Source organism: Trichocoleus desertorum ATA4-8-CV12 (genome assembly GCA_019358975.1).
GTDB lineage: Bacteria > Cyanobacteriota > Cyanobacteriia > FACHB-46 > FACHB-46 > Trichocoleus > Trichocoleus desertorum_A.
Window position 1 is genome coordinate 1 of record JAHHIL010000013.1, and the last position, 23,483, is coordinate 23,483.

Annotated in this window: 18 protein-coding genes and 1 pseudogene; 11 read left to right on the forward strand and 8 right to left on the reverse strand. The window is 49.7% G+C overall.

Annotated elements, in window-relative coordinates; all coding sequences use genetic code 11:
• The first annotated feature begins 135 nt into the window (after positions 1–135).
• Positions 136–1,053 carry a histone deacetylase gene (locus tag KME12_11990; protein ID MBW4488501.1) on the forward strand — a complete coding sequence of 306 codons (918 nt, stop codon included), beginning with the start codon at positions 136–138 and terminating at the stop codon, positions 1,051–1,053.
• Between the two features lie 65 nt (positions 1,054–1,118).
• On the opposite strand, the pseudogene hpsE (KME12_11995) reads toward KME12_11990, so the two are convergent.
• From hpsE (KME12_11995) to uvrB, 3 genes and pseudogenes are all read right to left on the reverse strand, one after another.
• A pseudogene (gene hpsE, locus KME12_11995) lies at positions 1,119–2,104 on the reverse strand (hormogonium polysaccharide biosynthesis glycosyltransferase HpsE).
• A 24-nt stretch (positions 2,105–2,128) separates the two neighbouring features.
• Positions 2,129–3,154, reverse strand: coding sequence for a hormogonium polysaccharide biosynthesis glycosyltransferase HpsE (gene hpsE / locus KME12_12000; protein MBW4488502.1), 1,026 nt, complete (start codon positions 3,152–3,154; stop codon positions 2,129–2,131).
• 732 nt (positions 3,155–3,886) lie between these two features.
• The gene (gene uvrB, locus KME12_12005; protein ID MBW4488503.1) at positions 3,887–5,884 is read right to left on the reverse strand and encodes an excinuclease ABC subunit UvrB; all 1,998 of its coding nucleotides are present in this window, start codon (positions 5,882–5,884) and stop codon (positions 3,887–3,889) included.
• A gap of 587 nt (positions 5,885–6,471) precedes the next feature.
• Here uvrB and KME12_12010 point away from each other — a divergent pair.
• The 3 genes from KME12_12010 (at position 6,472) to KME12_12020 (ending at position 7,988) form a co-directional block, all read left to right on the forward strand.
• Entirely contained in the window at positions 6,472–6,654 is a 183-nt protein-coding gene (locus tag KME12_12010; GenBank protein ID MBW4488504.1) for a CsbD family protein, read from the forward strand.
• A 274-nt stretch (positions 6,655–6,928) separates the two neighbouring features.
• Entirely contained in the window at positions 6,929–7,366 is a 438-nt protein-coding gene (locus KME12_12015) for a hypothetical protein (GenBank protein ID MBW4488505.1), read from the forward strand.
• Positions 7,367–7,469: 103 nt separating this feature from the next.
• On the forward strand, positions 7,470–7,988 hold the full coding sequence (locus tag KME12_12020; GenBank protein MBW4488506.1) for a hypothetical protein: 519 nt from the start codon (positions 7,470–7,472) through the stop codon (positions 7,986–7,988).
• Positions 7,989–8,286: 298 nt separating this feature from the next.
• Here the strand turns inward: KME12_12020 and KME12_12025 are convergent, their stop codons facing one another.
• Complete coding sequence (locus KME12_12025) at positions 8,287–8,988, reverse strand: ribulose-phosphate 3-epimerase (protein ID MBW4488507.1); 702 nt, start codon at positions 8,986–8,988, stop codon at positions 8,287–8,289.
• 147 nt (positions 8,989–9,135) lie between these two features.
• On the opposite strand from KME12_12025, the gene KME12_12030 reads away from it, so the two are divergent.
• Positions 9,136–10,743: a S8 family serine peptidase gene (locus KME12_12030; GenBank protein MBW4488508.1), complete on the forward strand. Its 1,608-nt coding sequence runs from the start codon at positions 9,136–9,138 to the stop codon at positions 10,741–10,743.
• 109 nt (positions 10,744–10,852) lie between these two features.
• Entirely contained in the window at positions 10,853–12,148 is a 1,296-nt protein-coding gene (locus KME12_12035) for a serpin family protein (GenBank protein ID MBW4488509.1), read from the forward strand.
• Positions 12,149–12,167: 19 nt separating this feature from the next.
• Here the strand turns inward: KME12_12035 and KME12_12040 are convergent, their stop codons facing one another.
• Positions 12,168–13,430, reverse strand: a complete 1,263-nt coding sequence (locus tag KME12_12040; GenBank protein MBW4488510.1) for an AI-2E family transporter — start codon at positions 13,428–13,430, stop codon at positions 12,168–12,170.
• A 166-nt stretch (positions 13,431–13,596) separates the two neighbouring features.
• On the opposite strand from KME12_12040, the gene KME12_12045 reads away from it, so the two are divergent.
• Complete coding sequence (locus tag KME12_12045) at positions 13,597–14,289, forward strand: SOS response-associated peptidase (GenBank protein ID MBW4488511.1); 693 nt, start codon at positions 13,597–13,599, stop codon at positions 14,287–14,289.
• Here KME12_12045 and KME12_12050 read toward each other — a convergent pair.
• Positions 14,276–17,956: a response regulator gene (locus KME12_12050; GenBank protein MBW4488512.1), complete on the reverse strand. Its 3,681-nt coding sequence runs from the start codon at positions 17,954–17,956 to the stop codon at positions 14,276–14,278. The genes KME12_12045 and KME12_12050 overlap by 14 nt on opposite strands.
• A gap of 367 nt (positions 17,957–18,323) precedes the next feature.
• Here KME12_12050 and KME12_12055 point away from each other — a divergent pair, with 367 nt between their 5' ends.
• The 3 genes from KME12_12055 to KME12_12065 all read left to right on the forward strand — a co-directional run bounded on the left by KME12_12055 (position 18,324) and on the right by KME12_12065 (position 20,873).
• Positions 18,324–18,818 carry a DUF427 domain-containing protein gene (locus KME12_12055; protein ID MBW4488513.1) on the forward strand — a complete coding sequence of 165 codons (495 nt, stop codon included), beginning with the start codon at positions 18,324–18,326 and terminating at the stop codon, positions 18,816–18,818.
• 2 nt (positions 18,819–18,820) lie between these two features.
• The gene (locus tag KME12_12060; protein ID MBW4488514.1) at positions 18,821–19,180 is read left to right on the forward strand and encodes a hypothetical protein; all 360 of its coding nucleotides are present in this window, start codon (positions 18,821–18,823) and stop codon (positions 19,178–19,180) included.
• Between the two features lie 424 nt (positions 19,181–19,604).
• Positions 19,605–20,873 (forward strand): LCP family protein, encoded by a 1,269-nt coding sequence (locus KME12_12065; GenBank protein ID MBW4488515.1) that lies wholly within the window; start codon positions 19,605–19,607, stop codon positions 20,871–20,873.
• Here KME12_12065 and KME12_12070 read toward each other — a convergent pair.
• Positions 20,870–21,820 carry an alpha/beta fold hydrolase gene (locus KME12_12070; protein ID MBW4488516.1) on the reverse strand — a complete coding sequence of 317 codons (951 nt, stop codon included), beginning with the start codon at positions 21,818–21,820 and terminating at the stop codon, positions 20,870–20,872. The genes KME12_12065 and KME12_12070 overlap by 4 nt on opposite strands.
• Positions 21,821–21,996: 176 nt before the next feature.
• Between KME12_12070 and KME12_12075 the strand changes: the two genes are divergently transcribed.
• Entirely contained in the window at positions 21,997–22,314 is a 318-nt protein-coding gene (locus KME12_12075; GenBank protein MBW4488517.1) for a DUF3287 domain-containing protein, read from the forward strand.
• A gap of 70 nt (positions 22,315–22,384) precedes the next feature.
• On the opposite strand, the gene KME12_12080 is transcribed toward KME12_12075, so the two are convergent.
• The gene (locus KME12_12080) at positions 22,385–23,362 is read right to left on the reverse strand and encodes a hypothetical protein (GenBank protein ID MBW4488518.1); all 978 of its coding nucleotides are present in this window, start codon (positions 23,360–23,362) and stop codon (positions 22,385–22,387) included.
• Between the last annotated feature and the right edge of the window lie 121 nt (positions 23,363–23,483).

Below are 23,483 nucleotides of genomic sequence, written 5' to 3' on the forward strand. Positions count from 1 at the left end.
GCGTAGCGCATACCCCTCAACTCACGCGGGATGTCCGTGTATCCCGACGCTCACCGTTGGCGTAGCCTGCCGAAGGCATAGCGGTAGAGCGCGGGACTTACAGCCTCCCGAACCCACCACCAGTTAAGAAAGCCGATGGACTTACCCCTGGTTTATAACTCTGTTTATGTCGCGCCCTTACTAGCAGGTCACCGTTTTCCGATGGCAAAGTTTAAGTTGCTGTACGACAGGCTGCTGGCTGATGGGGTAGCGCATCTAGAACAATTTTTTACTCCAGAGCGGCCCACACAAACAGTCCTTGAACTCGTCCATACTCCGGATTATGTGCAAGCGTATTGTGATGGCACCCTGGACCCTAAGACCCAACGACGAATTGGCTTGCCCTGGAGCCCAGCTCTGGTCGATCGCACCTGTACTGCGGTGGGAGGAACGATTCTCACAGCACAGTTAGCTCTACAACAGGGACTTGCTTGCAATACGGCAGGAGGAACTCACCACGCATTTCCCAGTTATGGCTCTGGATTCTGCATCTTTAACGATTTGGCGATCGCAGCTCGTGCTCTGCAAAAGCTGGGTCTGGTCGAGAAAGTTTTGATCGTTGACTTAGATGTACACCAAGGCGATGGTACGGCTGCAATCTTTCAGAATGATCCGAGCGTCTTCACGTTCTCGATGCATTGCGAAGTTAACTTTCCAGGCACCAAGCAGACAAGTGATTTGGATGTGCCTTTGCCCATTGGGATGGAAGACGATGCCTATCTACAAACTCTAGCTGCCTATTTACCCGATTTACTGAGTGAAGTACGTCCAGGTCTAGTCCTCTACGATGCAGGGGTTGATCCGCACTTAGGCGATCGCTTAGGCAAACTAGCACTCACCGATACAGGTTTATTCCGGCGAGAAATGCAAGTCTTGAGTACCTGTGTGGCGGCAGGCTATCCAGTGGCTTGCGTCATTGGGGGTGGCTATGCTGATGATCTCAACGCTTTAGTGTATCGGCACTCATTGCTGCATCGTGCTGCGAGTGATGTGTATCGGCAATACCGACTATGACTGGTTAACTTAGCCAAAGTACAGAAATTTCCACTTCCCGCTACTCTAGCCAAGAGACAAGGGCACTACGCCACCTTAGAGCTAGAAAGTGGGTTTGCTGACTGTACGGGTGCAGCCTTTTTTCTGAGGTAATAAAAGGGGCTGAGTAAGCTACCGATAAAAAACTCCAGCTCACAGGCAGCAATTAAATCTGTTTTGACACGCTGGCGATGCTTGAGTAAATGCAATACAACTCTGCGCGAATTTCCTAAAAAGGTTCTAGCCATGATCCAAGGCTTCTGGGCATCAGCAGTGTAGTATCAGGCGTAGCTCACAGGTCGCAAGTCCACAGCCTCTAGCTAGCTCAGTTAAATAGGGCTTTTCTAGCCGCCAATGAGGAATTTGGTGATAGGTTTGCATGGCAGGGTTGTACCAAATTTCCCAACCCGCTTTGTGGAGATACAGCAGGGGTTCATAATCATCCCCTTGAAGCATACAGCCTCGGACCTTACCGCTCAAAGCAGGACGTAGAGGGACATGCTCAAGCCAAGCCTGCCGCCGTACTACGAGGGAAGCAGCTGGGGGCAAACTGATGCGCTCTGGTTCGTATAGATTTGGCTCTGAACCTCGTTGCCGAATGGCCAGAAATGCCTGAACTTTCTCGAAATTAGCGGGAGGCTCTACCTCATAATCGCCATAAATCTGCCCGCCGTAAGCTCCTGCCTGGGGATGAGTTTGAGCAAACTCATAGGCAGCCGCAAGCCACTCGGCTGTTGGTAGATTGTCATCAATCCAAAAAGCCAACCAGCTCACCCTCTGCTTCCTGAATTGCCCGCTGTCGTGCAAAAGCGGCACCTTGTTCGGGTTCAAAGCAATATTTGAGAGGGTAGGGGTAAGGCCAATTTTCTTGATGCTTTTGTACCACAGCGGCGGTGTCATCGGTGCTGTTATTGTCAACAATGAGGATCTCCCACTGAATCGATTCAGTGGCAGTTTGCGATCGCAAGCGCTCTAGAATCAGCGGCAGGCGATCGGCACCGTTGTAGGTGGGAATTGCAATCGTTACATGCATAGGAAAATTAGAACTTACGCCCTCTTAGTTTTCTAGGGTTTTCTTCCAGTGGTAGAGAGGGCTCAGCAAACTGTGGCGGAATAGCTCCATTTCGCAAGTCGCTACCAGATCTTGAGGGATGACTGCTCTGTACTTCAGCCAGTGCCGAAGGATTTTGCGCATATCGTTCAGAGTATAGGCTACCGTTGCTAGTGGACGCTGCCAGGGTTTGACACTAAGCATGCGCGTGTAGTAGCGACTCAGACCAATCCCTCGAAACATTGCTAGCAGATAATCTCGCTCAAAACGCCAGTGGGGAATTTTGTGGTGCATTTCCATGTCTGGGTTGTACCAAATTTCCCAACCTGCATTCTGAATATGCAAGAGAAGTTCTAGATCTTCACCCGGTTCGCTGACAGCGATCGCTTGCCCCTGAGACTCACCGACTCTTCCTTTTAAGGTAAAAGTCTGAGGCGCGTAGCGACTCCAAACACTTTTTCGCACCACCAAGCCTGCTGAGGGAGGCAACAGCTTTTTGCCAGGATCGTACAGCAGTGGCTGGGGACCGCGTTCAGTAATCGCTAAAAAACCAGCAATTCTTCGAAAGTTTTGAGGAGGCTCGACTTCGAAGTCACCGTGGATTTGACTCGCGTAAGCTCCTGCCCTAGGGTGAGTGTGAGCAAAGGCATAAGCTGCTGCCACCCAGTCTTGGGCTGGAATATTGTCATCATCTAAAAAACCAATCAGCTCGCTTTCGGCTTCTTGCACTGCTCGCTGCCTTGCATAAGCAGATCCTTGGCGACCTTCGAACACGTACCGGATAGGATACCGATCAGGCCAATCTGCTTGGAAGGTGCGAATGACATCAGCAGTCTGGTCTGTACTGTTATTGTCAACCAGAAGAATTTCCCAGCGGAAATGATCTGTATTCACCTGCGATCGCAAACGCTCCAACAACTCAGGCAAGCGGTGCTCACCGTTGTATGTGGGGATGGCAACTGTGAATTCGGGCGAGAGGGGCTTAGAGGCAAGAATAGGGCTGCTACCGTGGAATGTCTGAGAGGAGGACATTGGAGAGTAGGGCATCTGAGTCCAGAGTTGAAGTGAGTAAGGTATCTTTCTGAATCAAGTGGCCTTGAAGCACTTAAGTGTTGCAATAGAGCAACTAGAGTAAACTCACCGTTGCAGGTTGCCTTGTTCTCGATGTGTACTGCACTCTAAGCTAAGATCGAGCGCAATATTCTTAGTAGTTACTATGAGTTAAACTTGTTACCTAAAAAATTTGGCAACTTTAACCAACAGCTTAATCGGACAATAATTAATCCTTCCAAAATTCCATCAGTACTAGTAGGAATTTTGCCTAACGATTAAGTTTTAGTAAATAGTTGTATTTGGTGTTATGAAGTTACCAATTTAGCCAACAATGGGTGTTGTTGAGCGATCGCTATACCTTATGGCGGAGTTTCTCCGACTTCGGCCATTACATTAAAGTCCAACATGGGTGCAAATAGGTAAATGCTGCCCCGATTAGCGTAGCGATATGCCTGCAATCGGTGATTTTGCTTCACTACTAAACTCCCCAGTGACATTTTTATCAACAGCTGGTTCATTAACTGCTTAATGCTTTTGCTTTTTTTCGTAGCAGAAGCCATAAATCTTTATAAAACAGTCAAGCTCCAACATTGTCACTTTTTCAAGCCAGTCTATCGCATCTAGCTTAAGAGTGATTTGTTGAAAACATTCAAATCAATCATGAGAGCTTCATGAAATAACGGCAAAGCTTGGGGAATTTCACGGAGTCGCTTAACGCCCTAATAGCTTGTCCCGTAAGTGCTTGATGCGATCGCGATACTTAGCCGCTTCTTCAAACTCTAATTTTTTTGCCGCTTCCTTCATTTGAGCTTCTAGCTGACCAATGAGCTGCGGAATGTTCTCTAATGGCAGATCGCTTGCTTGCTCATACACTTGCTCTAGTTCTTGAGCATTCAGACGGCGGGACACTTCCAAAAACGACAAAATGGCATTGGTAGATTTTTTGATGATTGGCTGTGGGGTTAAGCCGTGCTTGGTGTTGTACTCCGTTTGTACAGCCCGCCGCCGTTCGGTTTCGCTGATAGCCTTGGCCATACTGTCAGTTAGGTTATCTGCGTAGAGAATGGCTTGGCCTCGGATATGACGGGCGGCTCGACCAATGGTTTGAATCAGCGATCGCGCCGCTCGTAAGAAACCTTCTTTATCAGCATCTAAAATTGCCACCAGCGAAACTTCTGGCAGATCCAACCCTTCGCGCAGCAGGTTGACACCGATCAATACATCAAAGGTGCCTTCGCGTAACTCTTGCAGAATCTCAATCCGTTCGATCGAGTGAATTTCTGAGTGCAGGTAGCGAACCCGGACTTGGCGCTCTTGTAAGTACTCAGTTAAATCCTCGGCCATGCGCTTCGTCAGCGTCGTAATCAACACCCGTTCCTGAAGCTGCACCCGCTCTTGAATTTCGCCAAACAAATCATCAATTTGTCCTGTAGTCGGACGGACGAAAATTTCGGGATCGAGCACCGCAGTAGGCCGAATCACCTGCTCTACCACTCGACCTTCAGAAATCCCCATCTCCCAGTCTCCAGGAGTGGCAGAGACAAAAATGCACTGTTTTGCCTTGCCCCAAAACTCCTCAGACTTAAGGGGGCGGTTGTCAGCGGCACTGGGTAGACGAAATCCGTGCTCAATCAACACTTGTTTGCGGGATTGGTCACCGTTGTACATGCCACGAATCTGAGGCACCGTGACGTGGGATTCGTCTACGACGAGGAGCCAATCTTCGGGGAAGTAGTCGATCAAGCATTCGGGTGGATCTCCCGCTTGTCGTCCGGCTAGATGGCGCGAGTAGTTTTCCACGCCGTTGCAGTAGCCCACCTCCCGTAGCAATTCCAGGTCGTAGCGAGTGCGTTGCTCTAGGCGTTGGGCTTCTAGAAGCTTGTTGTTTTGCTCTAGAATTTCCAGGCGATCGCGCAATTCTTGTTCAATCGCGTTGCAGGCTTCCTCTAGGCGGTCTTCGGGGGTAACAAAGTGGCGAGCTGGGTAGATATTCACCCCTTCCATGCTTTGTAGCGTTGTGCCAGTCACAGGATCGATGTAGCGAATCGCGTCAATCTCGTCGCCAAAAAACTCTACTCGAATAATGCGATCTTCATAAGCAGGGCCAATTTCCAGCACGTCCCCTTTGACTCGGAAGCGACCGCGCCCCATTTCCAGGTCATTGCGAGAATACTGCACAGAAGCTAAATCGCGCAGAATCTGGCGTTGATCGGCTTCCATTCCCACGCGCAGGGGCACTGCTGCATTCAGATATTCGGAGGGAATGCCTAAGCCGTAAATACAGCTAATGGAGGCGACGACAATCACATCACGACGCTCAAACAGCGATCGCGTGGCGGAGTGCCGCAGCATATCAATTTCTTCGTTGATCGAAGCTGTCTTTTCAATATAAGTATCGGTCACCGGAATATAAGCTTCCGGTTGGTAATAGTCGTAATAGCTGATGAAATACTCAACGGCGTTGTTGGGGAAGAACTCTCGCAACTCATTGCAAAGCTGAGCAGCCAAGGTTTTGTTATGAGCCAAAACCAGGGTCGGTTTGCCCACCTTCTCAATTACAGACGCAACTGTAAAGGTTTTGCCCGTACCCGTGGCCCCTAGCAACGTTTGAAAGCGCTCACCCGACTGGAGGCTGTGGGTAAGTTGTTGAATGGCCTTAGGTTGATCCCCGGTGGGTTGAAAGGGAGCGTGAATTTGGAATTGCGCCATAGTCTCGACTCAATAACAGCCCAAAGCACTGAAAAATAACTAAAACACTTCTCTAGTGTAGCGAGCTTCAATAGTACATTTGGTTCTCTAAGGCACGTCGAGGTGCGCGATCGCCATCCTAGGAATTACAAAGCTAGATTACGATTCTAAGGGCCGTATAACTTATACTCCAGGCGATCGCGCAACGGGTTGCTACTCCAACTCAACCCATCTGTCGGGGAAGAAACTATACAACGCTGATGAGTCAATGCTTTAGTCAGCAAACAGCTCAAAACGATACCCGATCTAGACCAATTTAACTTTTAATTTGATGTAGAACCTAGTAATAAATTTTACTTTTCCCACTTGCATTTATTGAAATCCAACATCTAATAACTCACTTAATAAAGCAACGTTTACCGCTAGTAACCCTTCTAGATTAAATCGAAAGAGGCAGTCTATCTCAGCACCAATGCACCTTCTGGCAGATGGCTTTAACCGTAGTAGTCGCTACATTTGAACTTATCAGGCGAAACGAAAATTCAGTCAAGTCTGAGGTTGAGCCTGAGAATTAAATCTGAACTTTTGGAAATTACGGAGTACATAAAATGAGTGCAGAAGATAGAGCTAAAGCCACTGGCAAAAACATCGAAGGGAAAGCTCAAGAAGCTTGGGGCAACGTAACTGGAGATCCTAAGGATCAAGCAGAAGGGCAAGCTAAGCAAGTCGAATCTCAAGCTGGCCACGCTAAAGAAGATATCAAAGATAATATCAAGAAAGCCGTTGACTAGTCATCATTTGTTCTAGTTTGAACAATGGGTAGCATCTGAGCTACCCAGATGTCTATTTTTTAAGTCTTCTGTATTTGAGTTAGTTGCCACCAATTACAACAAGTGATATTCACTTTAAAGGTCTCAGCCGTTTCAAAAAATATTGTTTTTGACTGACTCAAATTTAGTTGCTATCTACAATCAGCTTACAACCTGCCAAGTACTTCTAAGAAGTAAGAAGTTACGGTATTTCAAATCAGTTCAAATCATTAGTTATTTTGAGAGGAGACCTTTCGTGAATTTACTTCAACACAGTCGTAAGTTTTTCACGGCTTTAGCTTTGGTTTTGGTACTCACCATTACAACTGCTTGTGGTGGCCCATCCTCAACCACCCAAGCTGTGAACCAGCCAACTCAAATTGAGAGTCGATCAGGCTATAGCCAACTGGAGCGGGGTAATACGGCAGCGGGCGGCAACTTTGGCAACTGGGTTGTACAAACAGCCCGTGGCCTGGTTCAAGACGCCTATGTCCGGGACAACAGCAAGCTAGGGGTGGTCATTGCTCCCCAAGTTAAGCCTAACGAAGTGCGGCCTTTGGCTAAGTCTTTGTTGCAGGGCTTCCGGCAAAGCGCACCCAATCGTGATTTAACAGTCTTGATGTATGCCCCAGATAAACAATTGATTTTGACCGCTCGCTACGATTCTGGCTCTAAGCAAGTTGAGTATCAGTAGAGTGCAGACTTAGCTGCCACTTCTCCACGGAGTGGAAATTAAATCGCTTTTTATAACCTCAGACATCTTTAAAGATTCTGGTGACAAATAGGAGATTAATACTGTGTCTAGCAGCGAAGAATATAAGCGTCAAATCATGAATGATTTGGCTCATGGCAATACCGAGCAACTCGACGACAACTCCTCTCTGGAGAACTATCAAAGTTTTGACGATTTTGCTCAGCGTTCCTCCAAAGATGAGCGCCGTCACTTGTTTGGTCAGTCCTTCCATCCTGAGAAAATTTCCTCGGCTCAAATGGAACCCGAATTGCAGCACGCGATCGCCCAAATCAAGCCCAATGAAAGAGACGATGTAGCTCGTGAGTTTTTCAAGCACTTCAAAGAACGTGGGTTGAGCGATCACGCTTTGGAACAGCAGTTGGGTCTGTCTACTCATCATGCCAGCCGCATGAATGCAGATGATGTGACCAAGCTAGCAAGCTTTGCTTATCACAATCATCCCGATCTTTTCCGCGATGTTTTGGCTGAGCAACCAGGCATTATTAAGTTCTTTAGCAATCCTATGGTGGGTGCTGCGTTTGGGTTAGTTGCCGCTAAATGGCTATCTAACCGCAACAAATAGTTTAGTAGCCAGCTTTCTCAATCAGCATAATTCAAGCCAAGGTTACCTTGAGACACACCTTCACTTGAATTGAGCTCATTAATTAGACAATTCAAACTGTATAAACTTTTTAACCCAAAGGTACCTACAATTAGCTGCCTTTGGGTTTTGCTTATTTGACAATGCCCGTTCGATGCGATCGCCTAACCATCACTGATGCTAAAGCTCTGCCTATTCTATGCCCATGAAAAAAGCAAGCCACCAGAAATTAGTAGCTTGCCATTGATTATCTAAGCAAAAGTTTTAGGTAGCTGTGAGATTAGACAGTTGCTAGCTCAGGGCGCTTGCTGTTGCGGACACCTTCGATCGCCGTTGCATAATCAGGTGCGTTGAAAACCGCAGAACCAGCCACGATCGCATTGGCACCTGCTTCTAGGACTTGCCAAGTGTTGTTCGCTTTGAGGCCACCATCGACTTCAATCCAAGGGTCGAGACCGCGCTCATCACAGATTTGACGCAGCTTGCGAATCTTGGGGAGTACTGCCGGAATGAAGCTCTGGCCCCCAAAACCAGGGTTGACACTCATAATCAAAATGAGGTCGCAAACTTCCAGGACGTAGTCGATCAACTCTAGTGGGGTAGAGGGATTGAGTACGACACCCGCTTTCTTTCCGAGTTCTCTAATTTGACAGAGGGTGCGATGCAAGTGAGGAGAAGCATTGTGCTCGCAGTGCACAGAGATAATATCGGCTCCAGCTTTAGCAAAACCTTCGACATATTTTTCTGGCTCCACAATCATCAGGTGGACATCCAGAGGCTTCTGAGTCACGGGGCGAATCGCTTCTACAATCAGCGGCCCAATCGTAATGTTAGGAACAAAGCGACCATCCATAACATCTACGTGAATCCAGTCTGCTCCTGCGGCATCTACTGCGCGAATTTCGTCTCCCAAACGGCTAAAGTCGGCTGATAGGATGGATGGAGCGACAACTATCTGTTTTTCGGATTGCGGCTGCGTCATGGCGAACGAATTTCTCCCGTGTCCTCTGTCGTATCCAGTTTAACAAAATGTTTAAAAAAATATGTAATCAGAAGGTTGTCATTTGATTTCTAAATCCCCCTTAGTTTGTAAAAATTTCGTGGAGGAGAGATCGTGACTCAGCCCTGGATGTTGAACAGCTTAGCAGGGCTATGGGGGGGACTCAGTATTACCGTTCTGCCTGCTTCCTTCCAAGGCACTGCTCCCTCACTCGGCGAATTAGGCATTGATGCCTATCGACTCCAAGCTTCCCCCTACAACCTCACGGGCAACAAAATTGCGATCGGACAGGTAGAAATTGGTCGTCCAGGCAAATTTGGGGTAGACAAGGCAGTTTCTCAAAGCTGGGCGATCGCGCTCTTGCGAGTATTTTTTCGCGATGGTCCTGCTAAAGGCAATGCCCATGTCGATAGCCATGCCCAAAATGTGGCGAGCATTATGGTCAGTGCCGACCCCGTGATGCGAGGCATCGCCCCTCAAGCGCGGCTGTATTCGTCTGCTGTGGGTTTACTGAATCGCAATGGTCAGGCGGAAGAGTGTTTGTCAGCTCAGCACATCGCCCAGCAAAATGGGGGAGATATCCGAGCGATTAATTTCAGCTTTGGTGAATCGCTTCAGCAAGACCCTAGACCGAGAGCCCGACTCGATGGTAATGCGCTTTTAACTCTATGCCTGGACTGGTCTACTCGGGTTCATGATGTTTTGTATGTGGTAGCAGGCAACCAGGGAAAAGGAGGCATTTCCATTCCCACCGATAACTTTAATGGGATCAATGTGGCTTTTACCCGCCGTCTCACCAGTAATGGGCCTTTTGCTCAGATAGATACGGCCAACTTAGGGGATGAGCTTGCTTCTGCCACGGGAGAGCGATCGCTGGGCTTAGAGAGCAATGTTGGTCCTCGTCGGGCGATTAGCTTAGCGGCACCTGGCAGCAATATCGTGGCGCTCAACCCGGATGGCAAAACCACCAGAGTTACAGGTACGAGTTTCGCTGCTCCCCACGCCACAGCTAGTGTTGCCTTACTGCAAGAGTTTGGGGATAATGCCATGCGACGCAGGAGCAATCAGTGGGGATTGGACGCTCGGCGGCATGAAGTCATGAAAGCGGTTTTGCTCAACTCGGCAGATAAAGTTCAAGACCGAGGGGATGGTTGGTCTCTGGGTATGAGCCGCACAATTTTTGATCGAAATCAGCAAGACTGGTTTGCATCTGATGCCTACCGCGATCGCACCATTCCTCTCAACCGTCAAATGGGAACAGGGCAACTCAATACATTCCGGGCTTACCAACAATTTCAACCAGGGCAATGGAACCCAACAGCACTAGTACCGCCCATCGGCTGGGATTACAGAAGTGTGGCAACCGACTCGCCAAATGGTTCGTTTCAGGACTATGTGCTAGCGCAGCCCTTACAACAAGGCAGCTTTGTGTCTGTGACCTTAGCCTGGAATCGCTACATAGAGTTGCAGGACCGAAACCGAAATGGTGAGTATGACATCAACGAGAGCTTTCGCGATCGCGGCCTGAATAATCTAGATATTTATTTGATGCGGGCTGAGGATGATGATCCAGCCGACAGCATTTGGGCTTCGGTCAGTGAAGTCGATAGTGTTGAACATATCTTTCACCCGGTTCCCACCACGGGTCGATATAAAATTCGGGTTCTGTATCGTCAACAGGTTAATCAAGCGACTCAACCCTATGCTCTAGCTTGGTGGACGGTTCCGGCTCGTTAAGACTCCATGTAACAGATGTTGCGGAAAAGGTAACTACCCTCTGCTTTAATCCTGACCGGACTAATCTAGGAAAGGAAAGTTTCTCATCCCTAAACCCTAGAGCTGCCTCATGAAATTACGGTCATTGCAACGGGTTGGTACGCTTAGCGCTAGTACATTATTACTTTTTGGTTTGCTAGGTAGTTGGCAGTTGGCAACCACAGAGGCAGCAATGGCGCGGCCCTACTCTCCAGCCCCAGTAAGCCCCAATCCTCAAACTGCAATGTCACAAGCAGGTGCGATTAACCCCAAGCTAGTGACTGCCAACACCCGCTTTGGGTTGAAGCTATTTGCCCAAGCTCTAAAGGCTGACGCTGGCAAGAATGTTTTCATCTCCCCTTCTAGCGTCGCGATCGCCTTAGCCATGACCTACAACGGAGCTAAAGGGGAAACGCAGCAAGCGATGGCGAAAGCATTGGAACTGCAAGGGTTAAGCTTGGCAGATGTGAATCAAAGTAATGCCGTTCTGATTTCAGGATTGCAAAAGGCCGATCCAGCCGTAGAAGTGGCGATCGCTAACTCGTTGTGGACTCGAAGAGGCGCAAGGCTCCAGCGAGAGTTTTTGCAGCGTAACCAACAGTTTTACAAAGCCCAGATCACAGAACTTGATTTCTCCAAGCCTCAGGCCGTTAGCCAGATCAATGGTTGGGTCAAAGAGAAGACCCGTGGCAAGATTAACCAAATTGTGGACAAAGTGCAACCAAATTTGGCGCTGTTACTGCTGAATGCGGTCTACTTCAAAGGCAAGTGGAGCCAAGCCTTCGACGCAGCCGACACGGTAGCACGTCCCTTTACGCTGGCGAATGGCACGCGCAGACAGCATCCCATGATGACCCAAACGGGAGAATATGACTACTACGAAACCGACAAATTTCAAGCGGTGAGTTTGCCTTACGGGGAAGGGCGCTTTAGCCTGTATCTGTTTGTGCCTAAACCTCAATCAAATTTGTCTTCTTTCTACCGAGACTTGACCGCAGCCAATTGGGAGCAGTGGATGAACGAGTTCCAAAATCGGCCTGGTTCGATTCAAGTTCCCAAGTTCAAGCTAGAGTACGACCTCAATCTCAACAATGCCTTGAAAGCATTGGGCATGGGTGTCGCCTTTGAGGGGGGACGAGCAGATTTTTCGGGCATCGGGCTAGGAAACTTGGCGATCGATCAAGTCCGTCATAAGACATTTATAGAAGTCAATGAAGTGGGTACTGAGGCAGCGGCAGCAACTTCTGTAGAAATGATCGTCACCTCCACTCAATTTTCACCAACGCCATTCAAATTAATAGCCGATCGCCCCTTCTTTGGCGCAATTCGAGACAATGAAACGGGCAACTTGCTGTTTATGGGCTCAATCACCAATCCCCAGACCTAGATCCGAACTTGAACGATGGCTAGGAGTTGGGCAACTCTTGGGGCGTTGCGTCTTGCGGTGTTGCATCTTCGAGCGAGTTAATCGGTGCTGTCTCTACGATCGTCCGAGGAGAGGTGAGACTAGGGCCTTCCGCTGCAAAGTTGGGGGTGACTGCGTGCGCTAAGTTGGGCGATCGCAAGGCCATCAAGGCAGTTTTGATCACCACCGCTGTCGGAACAGCCACAATCACACCGAGTAACCCACCCACACGGGCTCCAGCCAAAATCGAAATCAACACCCAGACTGGATTTAGCCCCGTCACACTGCTGAGAATTCTAGGCGCAATCAAGTTTTCTAAAATTTGTTGCACAATCACCGAGGCTAGCAAAACTCGCAGCCCCAACCACACGTTTTGCAAAGTCACCAATAGCGTCACTAGAGCAATCCCTACGGTGCCACCAAACGGCACCAAAGCCATGAACCCGATGGTGAGGCCAAACAACAAGCCAAACGGCACCTTGAGCCACAAAAACGTAGGAATTAGGGCCGAAGCCATACAGGTGGCAAGAATTAACTGCCCGATGAAAAAGTTTTGAAAACTGAGGCGCAGCGTTTGGGTAAAAGGCTGACGAGCAGGGGTGGGTAGCCACTCCACTAAGCTAAACCAGAGGCGATCGCTGTGTTGCAACAAGTAAAACGACAACACAATGGTCAGCAACCCATCCAGCAGACTCGTCACTGTAATCACAGCCAAGTTGAGCGCTTGCCCTGCGATCGCCTGCAATTGTCCCTTCAAGCGATCGTTAATTTGCACCACCAAGGCGTCAAAATTCACAGGCAGGTTCAACGTTTCCGCCCGCTCATTCAACATCAGCAATTGCCGTCGCCCTGAATCAATCCATTCCGGTAAGCGGCTGACTAATTGTTGGGCTTGGCTGAACACCAAAGGCACTAGGGTCACGCCTAAAGCCAGCAACACTGACAGCGCTAATAGAAAAACCAAGATTGCTGCTTGTTGCCGTTGCGCTCCATGCCGCTCTAGCCAACCAACGGGGTAGTTGAGGAGAAACGCGATCAAAGACGCGCCGATCAAAATCACAATTAGCGAGTGAAAGTACTCAAACATCAACGCCAGCGCCCAAGCATTCAGCACGAGTAACGGTGCTGCTAGCGCGATCGCCAAGAAGCGAGGAAATGGCTTGAGCGATTGCCACCAATTCAGAAGCCGACGAGCTTGCGTAGGCCGATGGACAGATGCGGATGCGTCAGATTGAGTTTTTAGTGGAAACCTATCGTTGGACACGGTGGTCAAGCCCAATCTACAAAATAAACTTTAGCAAGAGTATTATGAAAAACTAAGATTCTTCGCTAGACAGAGCTAGCCTCCTGCGACCTGGCTCTACATTCAATGTAAGAGAATTAATTGCTAAAAAAAGCTATCCCAGGTTTGAGAGGCAAAGAATTTAGACATGTGTGGACGATTTACTCAGAGCCAATCTGCCACAACCCTTGCGGCTACCTTTCACCTATCGGCAGTCCCCGACTTGCCACCCCGGTACAATATCGCTCCGACTCAACCAGTCACGGCGGTTCTTGCGACCACGGAGCCAGCCTCCAAACAGACACCCGACCAGACAGAGCGGCAAATGCGACAGCTCCGTTGGGGCTTGATTCCTAGTTGGGCTAAAGACATGAGTATGGGAGCGCGGATGATTAATGCTCGCGCCGAAACCGTGGCGGAGAAACCTGCCTTCAGGTCTGCCTTTCGGCAAAGGCGTTGTCTGATTGTGGCCGATGGGTTCTACGAATGGCAGCGTCTGGAGGGTAAAAAGCAACCCTTTTACTTTCGACTCCAAGATCAGCAACCGTTCGCCTTCGCAGGGCTGTGGGAGCATTGGCAAAGCCCAGAGGGTGACAGCATTGATTCCTGCACGATTCTGACGACCCAAGCCAATGAATTACTCAGCACAATTCACGATCGCATGCCAGTGATTTTGGCACCTAGCAGCTACGACTTGTGGCTCGATCCCGCTGTACGCCAGCCAGAGCCGTTGCAACCCTTACTTCAGTCTTATCCAGCGGAGGCGATGACTGCTTATCCCGTCAGCACCAAAGTTAATAGCCCAGCCTATGATCATGCCGAATGTATCAACAGTCTCTGAATTGTTGTAAGACTGTTCTGACCTGGCGATATTCCAGGTCTAAGCGTGGCAGCAAAACCACCGCTTCTTCCAACGTTTCCCGACAGCCAATGGCTTCTAGCTCTTGGCAAAGCTCAGCTAAAGACATGGCCCCCACGATAGTACTGATAGATTTCAAGGTCCGAGCCGCTTGGTGAAGAGGGGCTGCATCTCGATTGGCGACGGCTAGCGCGATCGCTCGTACTAACTCAGAAGCTTCCACCAAATAACTATCAATTGTTTCTTGCAGCATATTGGCAGATTGACCTGTATTCATCTGCTTCAGAGATTGTAATGACTCTAAATCAATGACATTTTCTAAGGATGCTACACCAGCTCCAGGCCAGCCCTGCGCCGCTCTTACTGGGCATTCCCGCAACACCCGTATGAGTTCTTCAACGCGAATCGGCTTGCTGATATAGTCATCCATGCCAGCTCGCAGACAAACTTCTCGATCTCCCTGCATGGCGTTGGCAGTCATCGCCACAATGTGAGGGCGTTCAGTCGCAGACCGTTCCCGGCAAATCTGTTGGGTCGCTGCCAAACCATCCATTTCGGGCATCTGCATGTCCATCAGGATCAGGTCGTAAGTTTGGCGATCTAAGGCCGCTAGTACTTCCAACCCATTGCCTGCCACATCCGCTCGATACCCCATGCGTTGGAGCAGATGCAGGGCGACTTTTTGATTCACCACATTGTCTTCTGCCAACAGAACTCGCAACGGATGCTGGGCTGCCAGCCAAGGTATTTCCGCTTTAGCCGCAGCAACTCGCAGTGGTGCTAAAGCCAAGCCCGGATCGGTGCCCCAGATCTGCATCAATAGTTCGTAGAACTGCGACTGCTTAATCGGTTTAGGCAGAAATGCAGCAACATTAATATTTTGCAGTTGAGTCTGCACCTCCGGCTGGCCCACAGTGCTCAATACAATCAGAGGCAAGGCTTGGCAGTGCGGTTGTTGGCGAATCATGGCTGCGAGCGTCAGACCATTGCAGCCAGAAATTTGTGGATCAAGCATCACTAAATCGAAGGCGGAACCTAGTTGGAGCTGATGGAGAGCGTCTTGGCTGGTGCTGACAGCTTGAGCTGTGACTCCCCACATTTGGGCTTGCTGCACCAAGATTTGGCGATTGGTGGCGTTGCTTTCTACGATCAGCAGGCGTTTCCCAGCAAACTGGGGCGATCGCATGGGGAAGCCATTTTCTTGAGTGGTCGCAGATGACTCAGCCAAAATTGAGAAATAGAAGGTAGAGCCTACCCCCATTTCGCTTTCCACCCAAATGCGACCTCCCATCATCTCGCTTAAACGTTGGCTGATGGCGAGTCCTAACCCCGTGCCCCCATACTGGCGACTCGTAGAGGCATCAATTTGGCTAAAGGGATGAAACAGACGGTGCAGGCGATCGCCCGGAATCCCAATCCCCGTATCCTTTACTGCGATCCGAATCACATATTTCGGTGTCGTAGAACTTTGAGCGGGATGGGTGGTGGATAACTTGCGAGCCGTCACAGAAATGACCACTTCTCCTGCTAGCGTGAATTTAATGGCATTGCCGAGCAAATTCACCAGAATCTGCCGCAACCGAGTGACATCACCGACAATTTCGGCAGGAACCTGTGGCTCCATCACATAAGCCACTTGTAGCCCTTTTTCTGCGGCTTTCGGGGACAGCAAATCCAACACCCCCTCAATGCAGGTACCAAGATGAAAGGGTTGTTGCTCTAGCTCTAGCTTGCCAGATTCGATTTTGGAGAAGTCTAAAATGTCATTGATGATGGTTAAGAGCGTTTCTCCGCTATTGCGAATTGTCTCTACAAAATCTCGCTGTTGATTGCTCAGCCCTGTATCGAGCAAAAGCCCAGTCATGCCGATTACTGCATTCATCGGCGTACGGATTTCGTGACTGACGGTTGCTAAAAACTCGCTCTTGGTTTGGTTCGCACTTTCAGCAGTTCGCTTTGCCTGTTCTAGGGCTTCGTTCTGCTCAGTCAACTTTTGGCGTTGATGCTGTTCTTGCTCCAATAGGTGAGCTTGAGCTAGGGCAATGCCCACTTGAACTGCCACTGATTCTAGGAGTTCCAACTCGTCAGGAGTCCAGGTGCGAAATCGGTCGCATTGATACAAGCTGATCACGCCATTCGGTTCTCCTTGGTAGGAAGTACGAACCGTCAATAAAGATTTAAGGTCTAGGGCATCAAAGATGAGGTGATAGGGTTCTAACAACGGGTCGGCATAGACATTGGTATAGGCGATCGCTCGATCTGTGACCAAAATGTTTGAGACCAGAGCATTATTCACTGCCGGAATGTCCATCACCTCAGCCTGGTTGATCAAGTCAAAGCTCGGTTGAGCATATTGGGCCACCAAGCTAATGCAAGGAGTTGGCGCGGTCGAATAGGTACGAATGACGCAACGATTCACCCCAAAAGCTTGACCAATTTGGGTCACTGCTGTCTGAAAAATCTGCGACGCATCCAGACTTTGGCGGATTTCTTCTGTAATTTTCTTCAGCAACAAAGTGCGCTGAAACTGCTGTTGCAAACCCATCTCTGCTTGATAGCGTTCTTGGGCGAGAGCGATCGCGGCGGCGGCAGCCCGCAACAAATCAATCTCTGAGGTTTCCCAGGCTCGCGCTTCGACACAGTTGTCAAAGCCGATGAAGCCACAAAATCGAGTATTGGCGATAAAGGGCAAAACCAGAATTGACAAAATCCCTTGAGGCTCCAGAATCACTTGTTCAGACTCAGGAAAATCGGCCACGATGCCAGCTACAATCTCGCCTTGTGCTAACCTCTGCGCCCACCGAGGAAAAAAGTCTGCGTAGGAAAGATTTTGTAAATCTGGATTATCAATTTCTGGTTGAATTCCGGCGGCACACCACTCAGCTCGCTGACTCATCAATAGTTGGGTGCCCTCTGCATAACCATTGGCGTAGTGATTTTCAAAAATATAAACTCGGCTGGCTCCTGAAACCTGGCCCAAGATTTGCAGAATTTGAGTGTAGTCATGCCAACCGCCACTACAAACCAATAGTTGCTGCTGAACTTCGACCAAAGCGGCTAAATACTGTTCTCGTTTGGCGATCGCGGCTTCTGCTTGCCTCTGGTTTGTGATGTTGGAGCAGTAACCAATCATTTTTAGAGGAGTTCCAGTATCATCCCGTACCACCTGGAATTCATCGCGTAGCCAACGATAAGTCCCATCTGGGCTTAAAAAGCGGTATTCATAAACTCCGTGATCTTGGCCCAAGATTTTAGCAGTGTTTGCTTCAATCCAAGCCATCTCTTCCGGGTGCACATGACGGTGCCACAATCTCTCATCTCTGAGAAATTCCTCAGCTGCATAACCCATCACCAAGAGGCTGTTTTGACTAATAAAAGTCATCTGAAAATCACTTGCCTTGCAGCTATAAAGCGCTGCTGGGCCACACGAAAGTAAGTAGTGCAGTTGCTCTTGATCTAGTTGTAAAGCGGTTTCGGCACGGCGATCGCGATCGCTGCGTTCCACTTCAAGTTGCTGGGTGAGTTGAGCCAACTCAGCAGCTTGGGCGGCAATTCGTGCCTCTAGCTCAGCCGTTTGCTGTCCTAATTCAGTTGCCAAGATCCCCTGCGGTGGGGCAGACCAGGGTATATCTGTAGAGAAACGCGACATGTGTTTCACCTTGCGGACTAATAGCAAGGCAAGGCCAAAGTTGCAACCTACTAGCAAAAGGTTAACGCTGAAAAGAAGTTCGCTCAGCATCTGTTAAAACCTCTTAGGAGCAGAAGTAGAATTGACGGGGCTTGCAGTAGATGCCTTGCAGAGAACTCATGAATGCAACTGGAAAAATTGGAAGAGTAGCTATGGTAGGCAGTATTCCCCATCTTCAGGTGGGAACTGAGTTAGCCAGTGGAATTTTTCCACTGTTGTTAGCCTAGGAGATTGTTAGCCTAAGAGATTGTTAGCCTAAGAGAAAAGATTGCCTCGGCCTGTATGAATTTTGCTAGCGCAGGTTGTCTTTCTGAGGAGATGATTATTAGTGAACCGTGAGCGCCTTATCCCTGGCCCAGGACAAGAATCAGTCTGGGACTACCCTCGCCCCCCCCGCTTAGAAGACTCACCCAAACATATCCAGGTGGTCTTTAACGGAGTCATCATTGCAGATACCCATCAAGCCAAGCGAGTCCTAGAAACCAGCCATCCCCCTGTTTATTACCTGCCACCCACTGATATTCACTCCGACTATCTCATCCCCTTGGCCCAAACTTCCTGGTGCGAATGGAAAGGGCGAGCAGGCTACTACACCGTGGCAGTAGGCGATCGCCAAGCTCCAAATGCTGCTTGGTTTTACCCCGACCCCACCCCTGCTTTTGAGTCAATTAAGGACTATGTGGCGTTTTACCCCCACTTGATGGAAGCTTGCTACGTCAATGGTGAGCCAGTTCAGCCCCAACCAGGAAACTTTTACGGCGGTTGGATCACCTCCGATATTGCGGGGCCTTTCAAGGGCGCATCAGGGACTTGGGGTTGGTAAGCATGAAAGACATTGACCCCCTAGAAAACCCAGACCTGAAACGATTACAGATATTTTTCTATCTGATCCCAGTGGTTGGTTTTTTCCCTGCCATCTGGACGCTGTACCGAAATGAAGGGGGTCGCCCCAGAAAAGCGCTCAGCCGATTGGTCGTAACCCTCGCTCTAGGATGGCTATTTGGGTATATCTTATTAGGCACTGGAGCTCAAACTTCAGAATCTCTCACTCTCCCCTTGCTATTGATGAGCAGCTTGCTCACCTCTGGCTATTTTTTGGTCAATATCTGGTTGATGGTGCGTTTGTGGCAGCGTAAACCATTGCGTTTACCTGGAGTCAGTCATCTGAGCGATCGCCTACCGTAGGTAAGAATCTATCTCCAGCGCTGCAAATCTCTCTTACGTTTGGAGGCAAAGGGGAATTCTCTTTGCTAGATCTGAAGAGGAAGCATCAGATGTCCAGTTTTGGCACAGAATCCAGAGAATACTGTTAACATGCTGCTGTGAACTGGACAGAGGCTAGGAAACCCTTGGCCTGCCACCTCTAGATGGGCTGGCCTAATCTTGGTACCAGCCAGGTGGGAACGAATCGGGTGCAGAGGTTTCTCAGTAACTCCAGTAGCTTCAGATATCTTTGCCTTAGTGTGTGTTGAGGAAGCCAGTGTCAACCCAAAAGATTCCTTACCAGCGATCGCTGCCGAAACGTTCTGCTCAGCCCGTGCCCAAGAAACCCAAGAAATCCAGTAACACTCGTCTAATTTGGCTATTGTTTAGCCTGACTGGGGTTGCGATGTTATCGGCAACGGCTGGAGCTTTGCTGGCTGTGTCTCTGGCAACCACACCTTTAATGCAGAGTAAGCTCAGCCCAGAAGAAGCGGCGGTGTTTGGTCGAGGCGAAAGCATTTCCAGCAATCCTAACTTCCGCTTACCCCAACTCACACGTCCCGTTAGCATCCTGCTGTTAGGTGCCAAGGTGCTCTCGACGGATGTAGCAAACCCGCCTGCTAACGCCCGTGACTTGGGTTACCACGCGACCCTCAACTCTTTTGAAGGTCTAACCGACACCATGCTGTTGATTCGGTTTGACCCAGATACCAAGAAGCTGGCAGTCTTATCCATTCCCCGTGACACCCGCACCTATGTAGAAGGCTACGGGGTGACGAAAATTAATGAAGCGAACTACTACGGGGGTCCTGCCCTCAGCGCTAAAGCGACTAGTGAGCTATTAGACGGGGTGGGCATCGATCGCTATGTCCGCGTCAACGTTCAAGGCATTGAAAAACTGATCGATGCTTTGGGTGGGGTCACCGTCTACGTCCCCAATGACATGAAGTACCAAGATGACAGCCAGCACCTCTACATCAATCTTAAAGCTGGCAAACATCACTTAAATGGCAACCAGGCTCTGCAATTTCTGCGGTTCCGCTACGACGAGAATGGCGATATTGGCCGTATTCAACGCCAGCAAATGCTGATGCGGGCCTTGATGGAGCAAGCTCTCAACCCTACCACCCTGGCTCGTGTTCCCAAAATTCTGTCTGTGATTCAATCGCATCTCGACACCAATCTGAGCGTCGAAGAACTCATGGCTTTGGTCGGATTTGCCACGCAGACAAACCGCTCCAATGTGCAAATGTTGATGGTTCCTGGCGACTTTAGCGCTCCGAGTGAATACCAAGCGAGTTATTGGATTCCTGACCACGATCGCATTCAATCCATCATGGCGCAGCACTTTAATCTCGGTGGAGGCAGCGCTCTACCCACGAATCCGGCTTATCTCCGCGTGGCCATTCAAGACAGCACCCGTGAGTCTGCCGCTACAGAAGGACTGATGAATACGCTCACCGAGGCAGGCTACTCCAATGTTTCAGTCAATAACCCTTGGAGTGAGCCTTTGAATGTGACTCGGATTGTGGCCCAACAAGGAGATGCAGAAAGCGCTGAAGCCTTACGACAAGTCTTAGGCGTGGGGGAAGTCCGAATTGAGAGTACAGGGGCTATCCAATCGGATGTCACCATTCAAATTGGCAAAGACTGGCTCCGCCAAAACAGCCGCTAAGAAACAGCTTCTGCTGAGTGAGTCGCCGCTTTTGCCAAAATCCACTCCTGCAAGATTAGATTCACTCGCTCCGGGGCTTCATCTTGCGGGCAGTGTCCCAACCCTTCGAGGGGGATAAACTGCTCTACCTGAGGAAACTTGGCAAACTCCTGCCCCAAAGCGATCGGCTCCCAAGGATCTTCGGCACCCCAGAGAATAATGGCAGGGCAAGGTAGGACAGGGAGCAAATCTTCTGGCAATGGCCCTTGGGAGTAGCGAGTAAAGGCCAGGAAGACTGCCGCCGCTCCCGTATCCACGGTAGGAGCCATCAATAAATCCACTAGTTCATCCGAAACTGCTGCGGGATCTCGATACGCCTGCAACAAAATTTTCCGCACCACTTTTCGTTGGGCTAAGCGGCTAAAAAAGAACTGTCCAATCCAGCTCACGCCAAGTAGACGCTGTAGCACCGGGGCACCCACTCGACGATGCCAAGGCAATCCCAACCGCTTGCGATCGTGCAGCAGACGTAAGGAACAGTTGAGTAAAGCTACCCCCAAGGCGATCGCTGGTCGATCCACCGCTGCTTGCATCGCCACAATACAACCAATCGAATTCCCTACTAAGAAAGCAGGTTCACCCACGACCTCTTGGCAGAAATCCGCAACTTGTTGCCCCCAAGTTTCCATCGTGTACTCAATTTGCTCACCGGGCTGCAACGAACCGGGTTTCGGTTTAGCTGAACCGCCAAACCCAATTAGGTCTAGGGCGTAAACTCGGCAGGTGGTGGCTAGAGCGGGAATATTCTTGCGCCAGTGTCCCCAGGAGGCACCGAAGCCATGTACCAGAACCACGGCAGGACCGCGATCGCCTTGGGTATGGTAGGAAATCGGAAATCCCTGCCAGTTCCAGGTCAAGGCAATGAGATCAGTGCGGGTCACGGCTGAGGTATTAGAAGCGGGGGGCATCATGGAATTTCTAGAGAACGACTGACAAAACTACATAAGCTTCAATCTTTATTGTGGCAACAAGCCCGCCGGAATGCGCGGTAATGGCTAGAACATGGGCTGGAGTACCAAGCAAACCCCGAGGTTTGGGAACACTAAGCAGCAAAATGCCAGAGAGTTCACTAGGGAGTTCGAAGATGCCACAAAGACCTAGCCGCCCCAATATCATCACCCCTAAGATCAGCACAATGCCGCGTCAGCAAACAGAAGCGACGGTATATCTAGATGTCTATAAGCTGGTAGTAGAGCGCAGACGACTGGAACAGGAACGGCAAAAAATTGAACAGCGTAGCCAGCAAATCAATCAGCGGATGACACAACTGGATCAAGAAATTGCGGCGCTGGAAACAACTTTGCAGCAGCTACGGTCAAAGACAATTCCAGAAGCACGGCCTCTTCCCGCGCCTACCAGTGGTCAGCCAGAACCTTTTGATATGTTGTTCTTGGAATATTAAATTACCGAACGGAAGCTGGGTTTGCTGGCATCTATCCTTCACCTTGCCCAACTCAGATCTGCCTCAAACCTTAATTCTGAAATACTTCAACTGAGAACATCTCAGTTAAGGTGCGCAGATAAGGTAGAAATAGGGCTAGTTGGTCTGGGGCTAGGCGATCGTGCATTTCCCAGCCCAACGTTTGCAGCATGTCTTGCACCAGCTTCCAGCTCACGTTCAAACGGGGGTAGAGCATGACACAAAGCGGGAAGAGTTCTTGCTGCACCGAACGAATACTGTCTTCCAAAATACACAGGCAAAGGTAAACCTGGAACATTTCTACATCGCGGATGCTGGAAACTCGAACGGAGGCTGAGTTTAGCAAGCCGCTATAGCTCTCATAACCCGGATTCGATCGCCCGACTTGGCTGCAAACCGCATGAGCAATTTTGGTACTCACAGGCAAGAGAGCTTGCACTGCTTCTAAGACGGGGGAGTCAAGGTCATGCTCTGCGGCTGCTTTATAAGCGTCTCGTAAGGGCATGTACATGTGGTCATCCATGACTTTGAAGTAAGGCTCTAACAGCGATCGCTCTGTAGGCGGCAGCTTTTCTAGCAACATTTTGCCAGTGTAGTGAAACTGCATGCTGACAAAACCGATGGCGCGTGGGTCTTGAGCCGTATATTTGCGACGCACTCGGCCAAAGTCATTTCCGACGACAACTGACAACCGCCGAGGGGTAATCCGCTCAGCGTAGGCATCTAATGATTTCTTGAAGAGGTTGTGAGAATCTGCTGCGATTTGCCAGGGGTCGATCAAGCTGGGGTCAATATCGTGTCGCTCCATTTCTTCTGAGAGCAGCGTTTCTGTGGTGGACCAAGCCTGAGCACTGGCTAAGGTCAACTGCTTCAGTAGTTTGCTGGCAGTGAGAGTTCGCCCCTCTTTAGAATTGATCGTCGCCAGGTTGTCACTCGTTTTTAGTTGCTCTGTCGTTTCCTTAGAACTGACAGCAACGACGTATTTCCTGGCCCAAATCGCTGCCAAGGAATGAATTTTAGATTCTGGCACTGCTCCCCTAGAACCTGGACTTGGTGCTGCAATCCGTTGCAGCTGAGATGGCAATGCCATAGACGGTTGCTCTTTAGCCGCAGTAGATGCCAGGGAATGAGTCATTACCAAATCCACAATT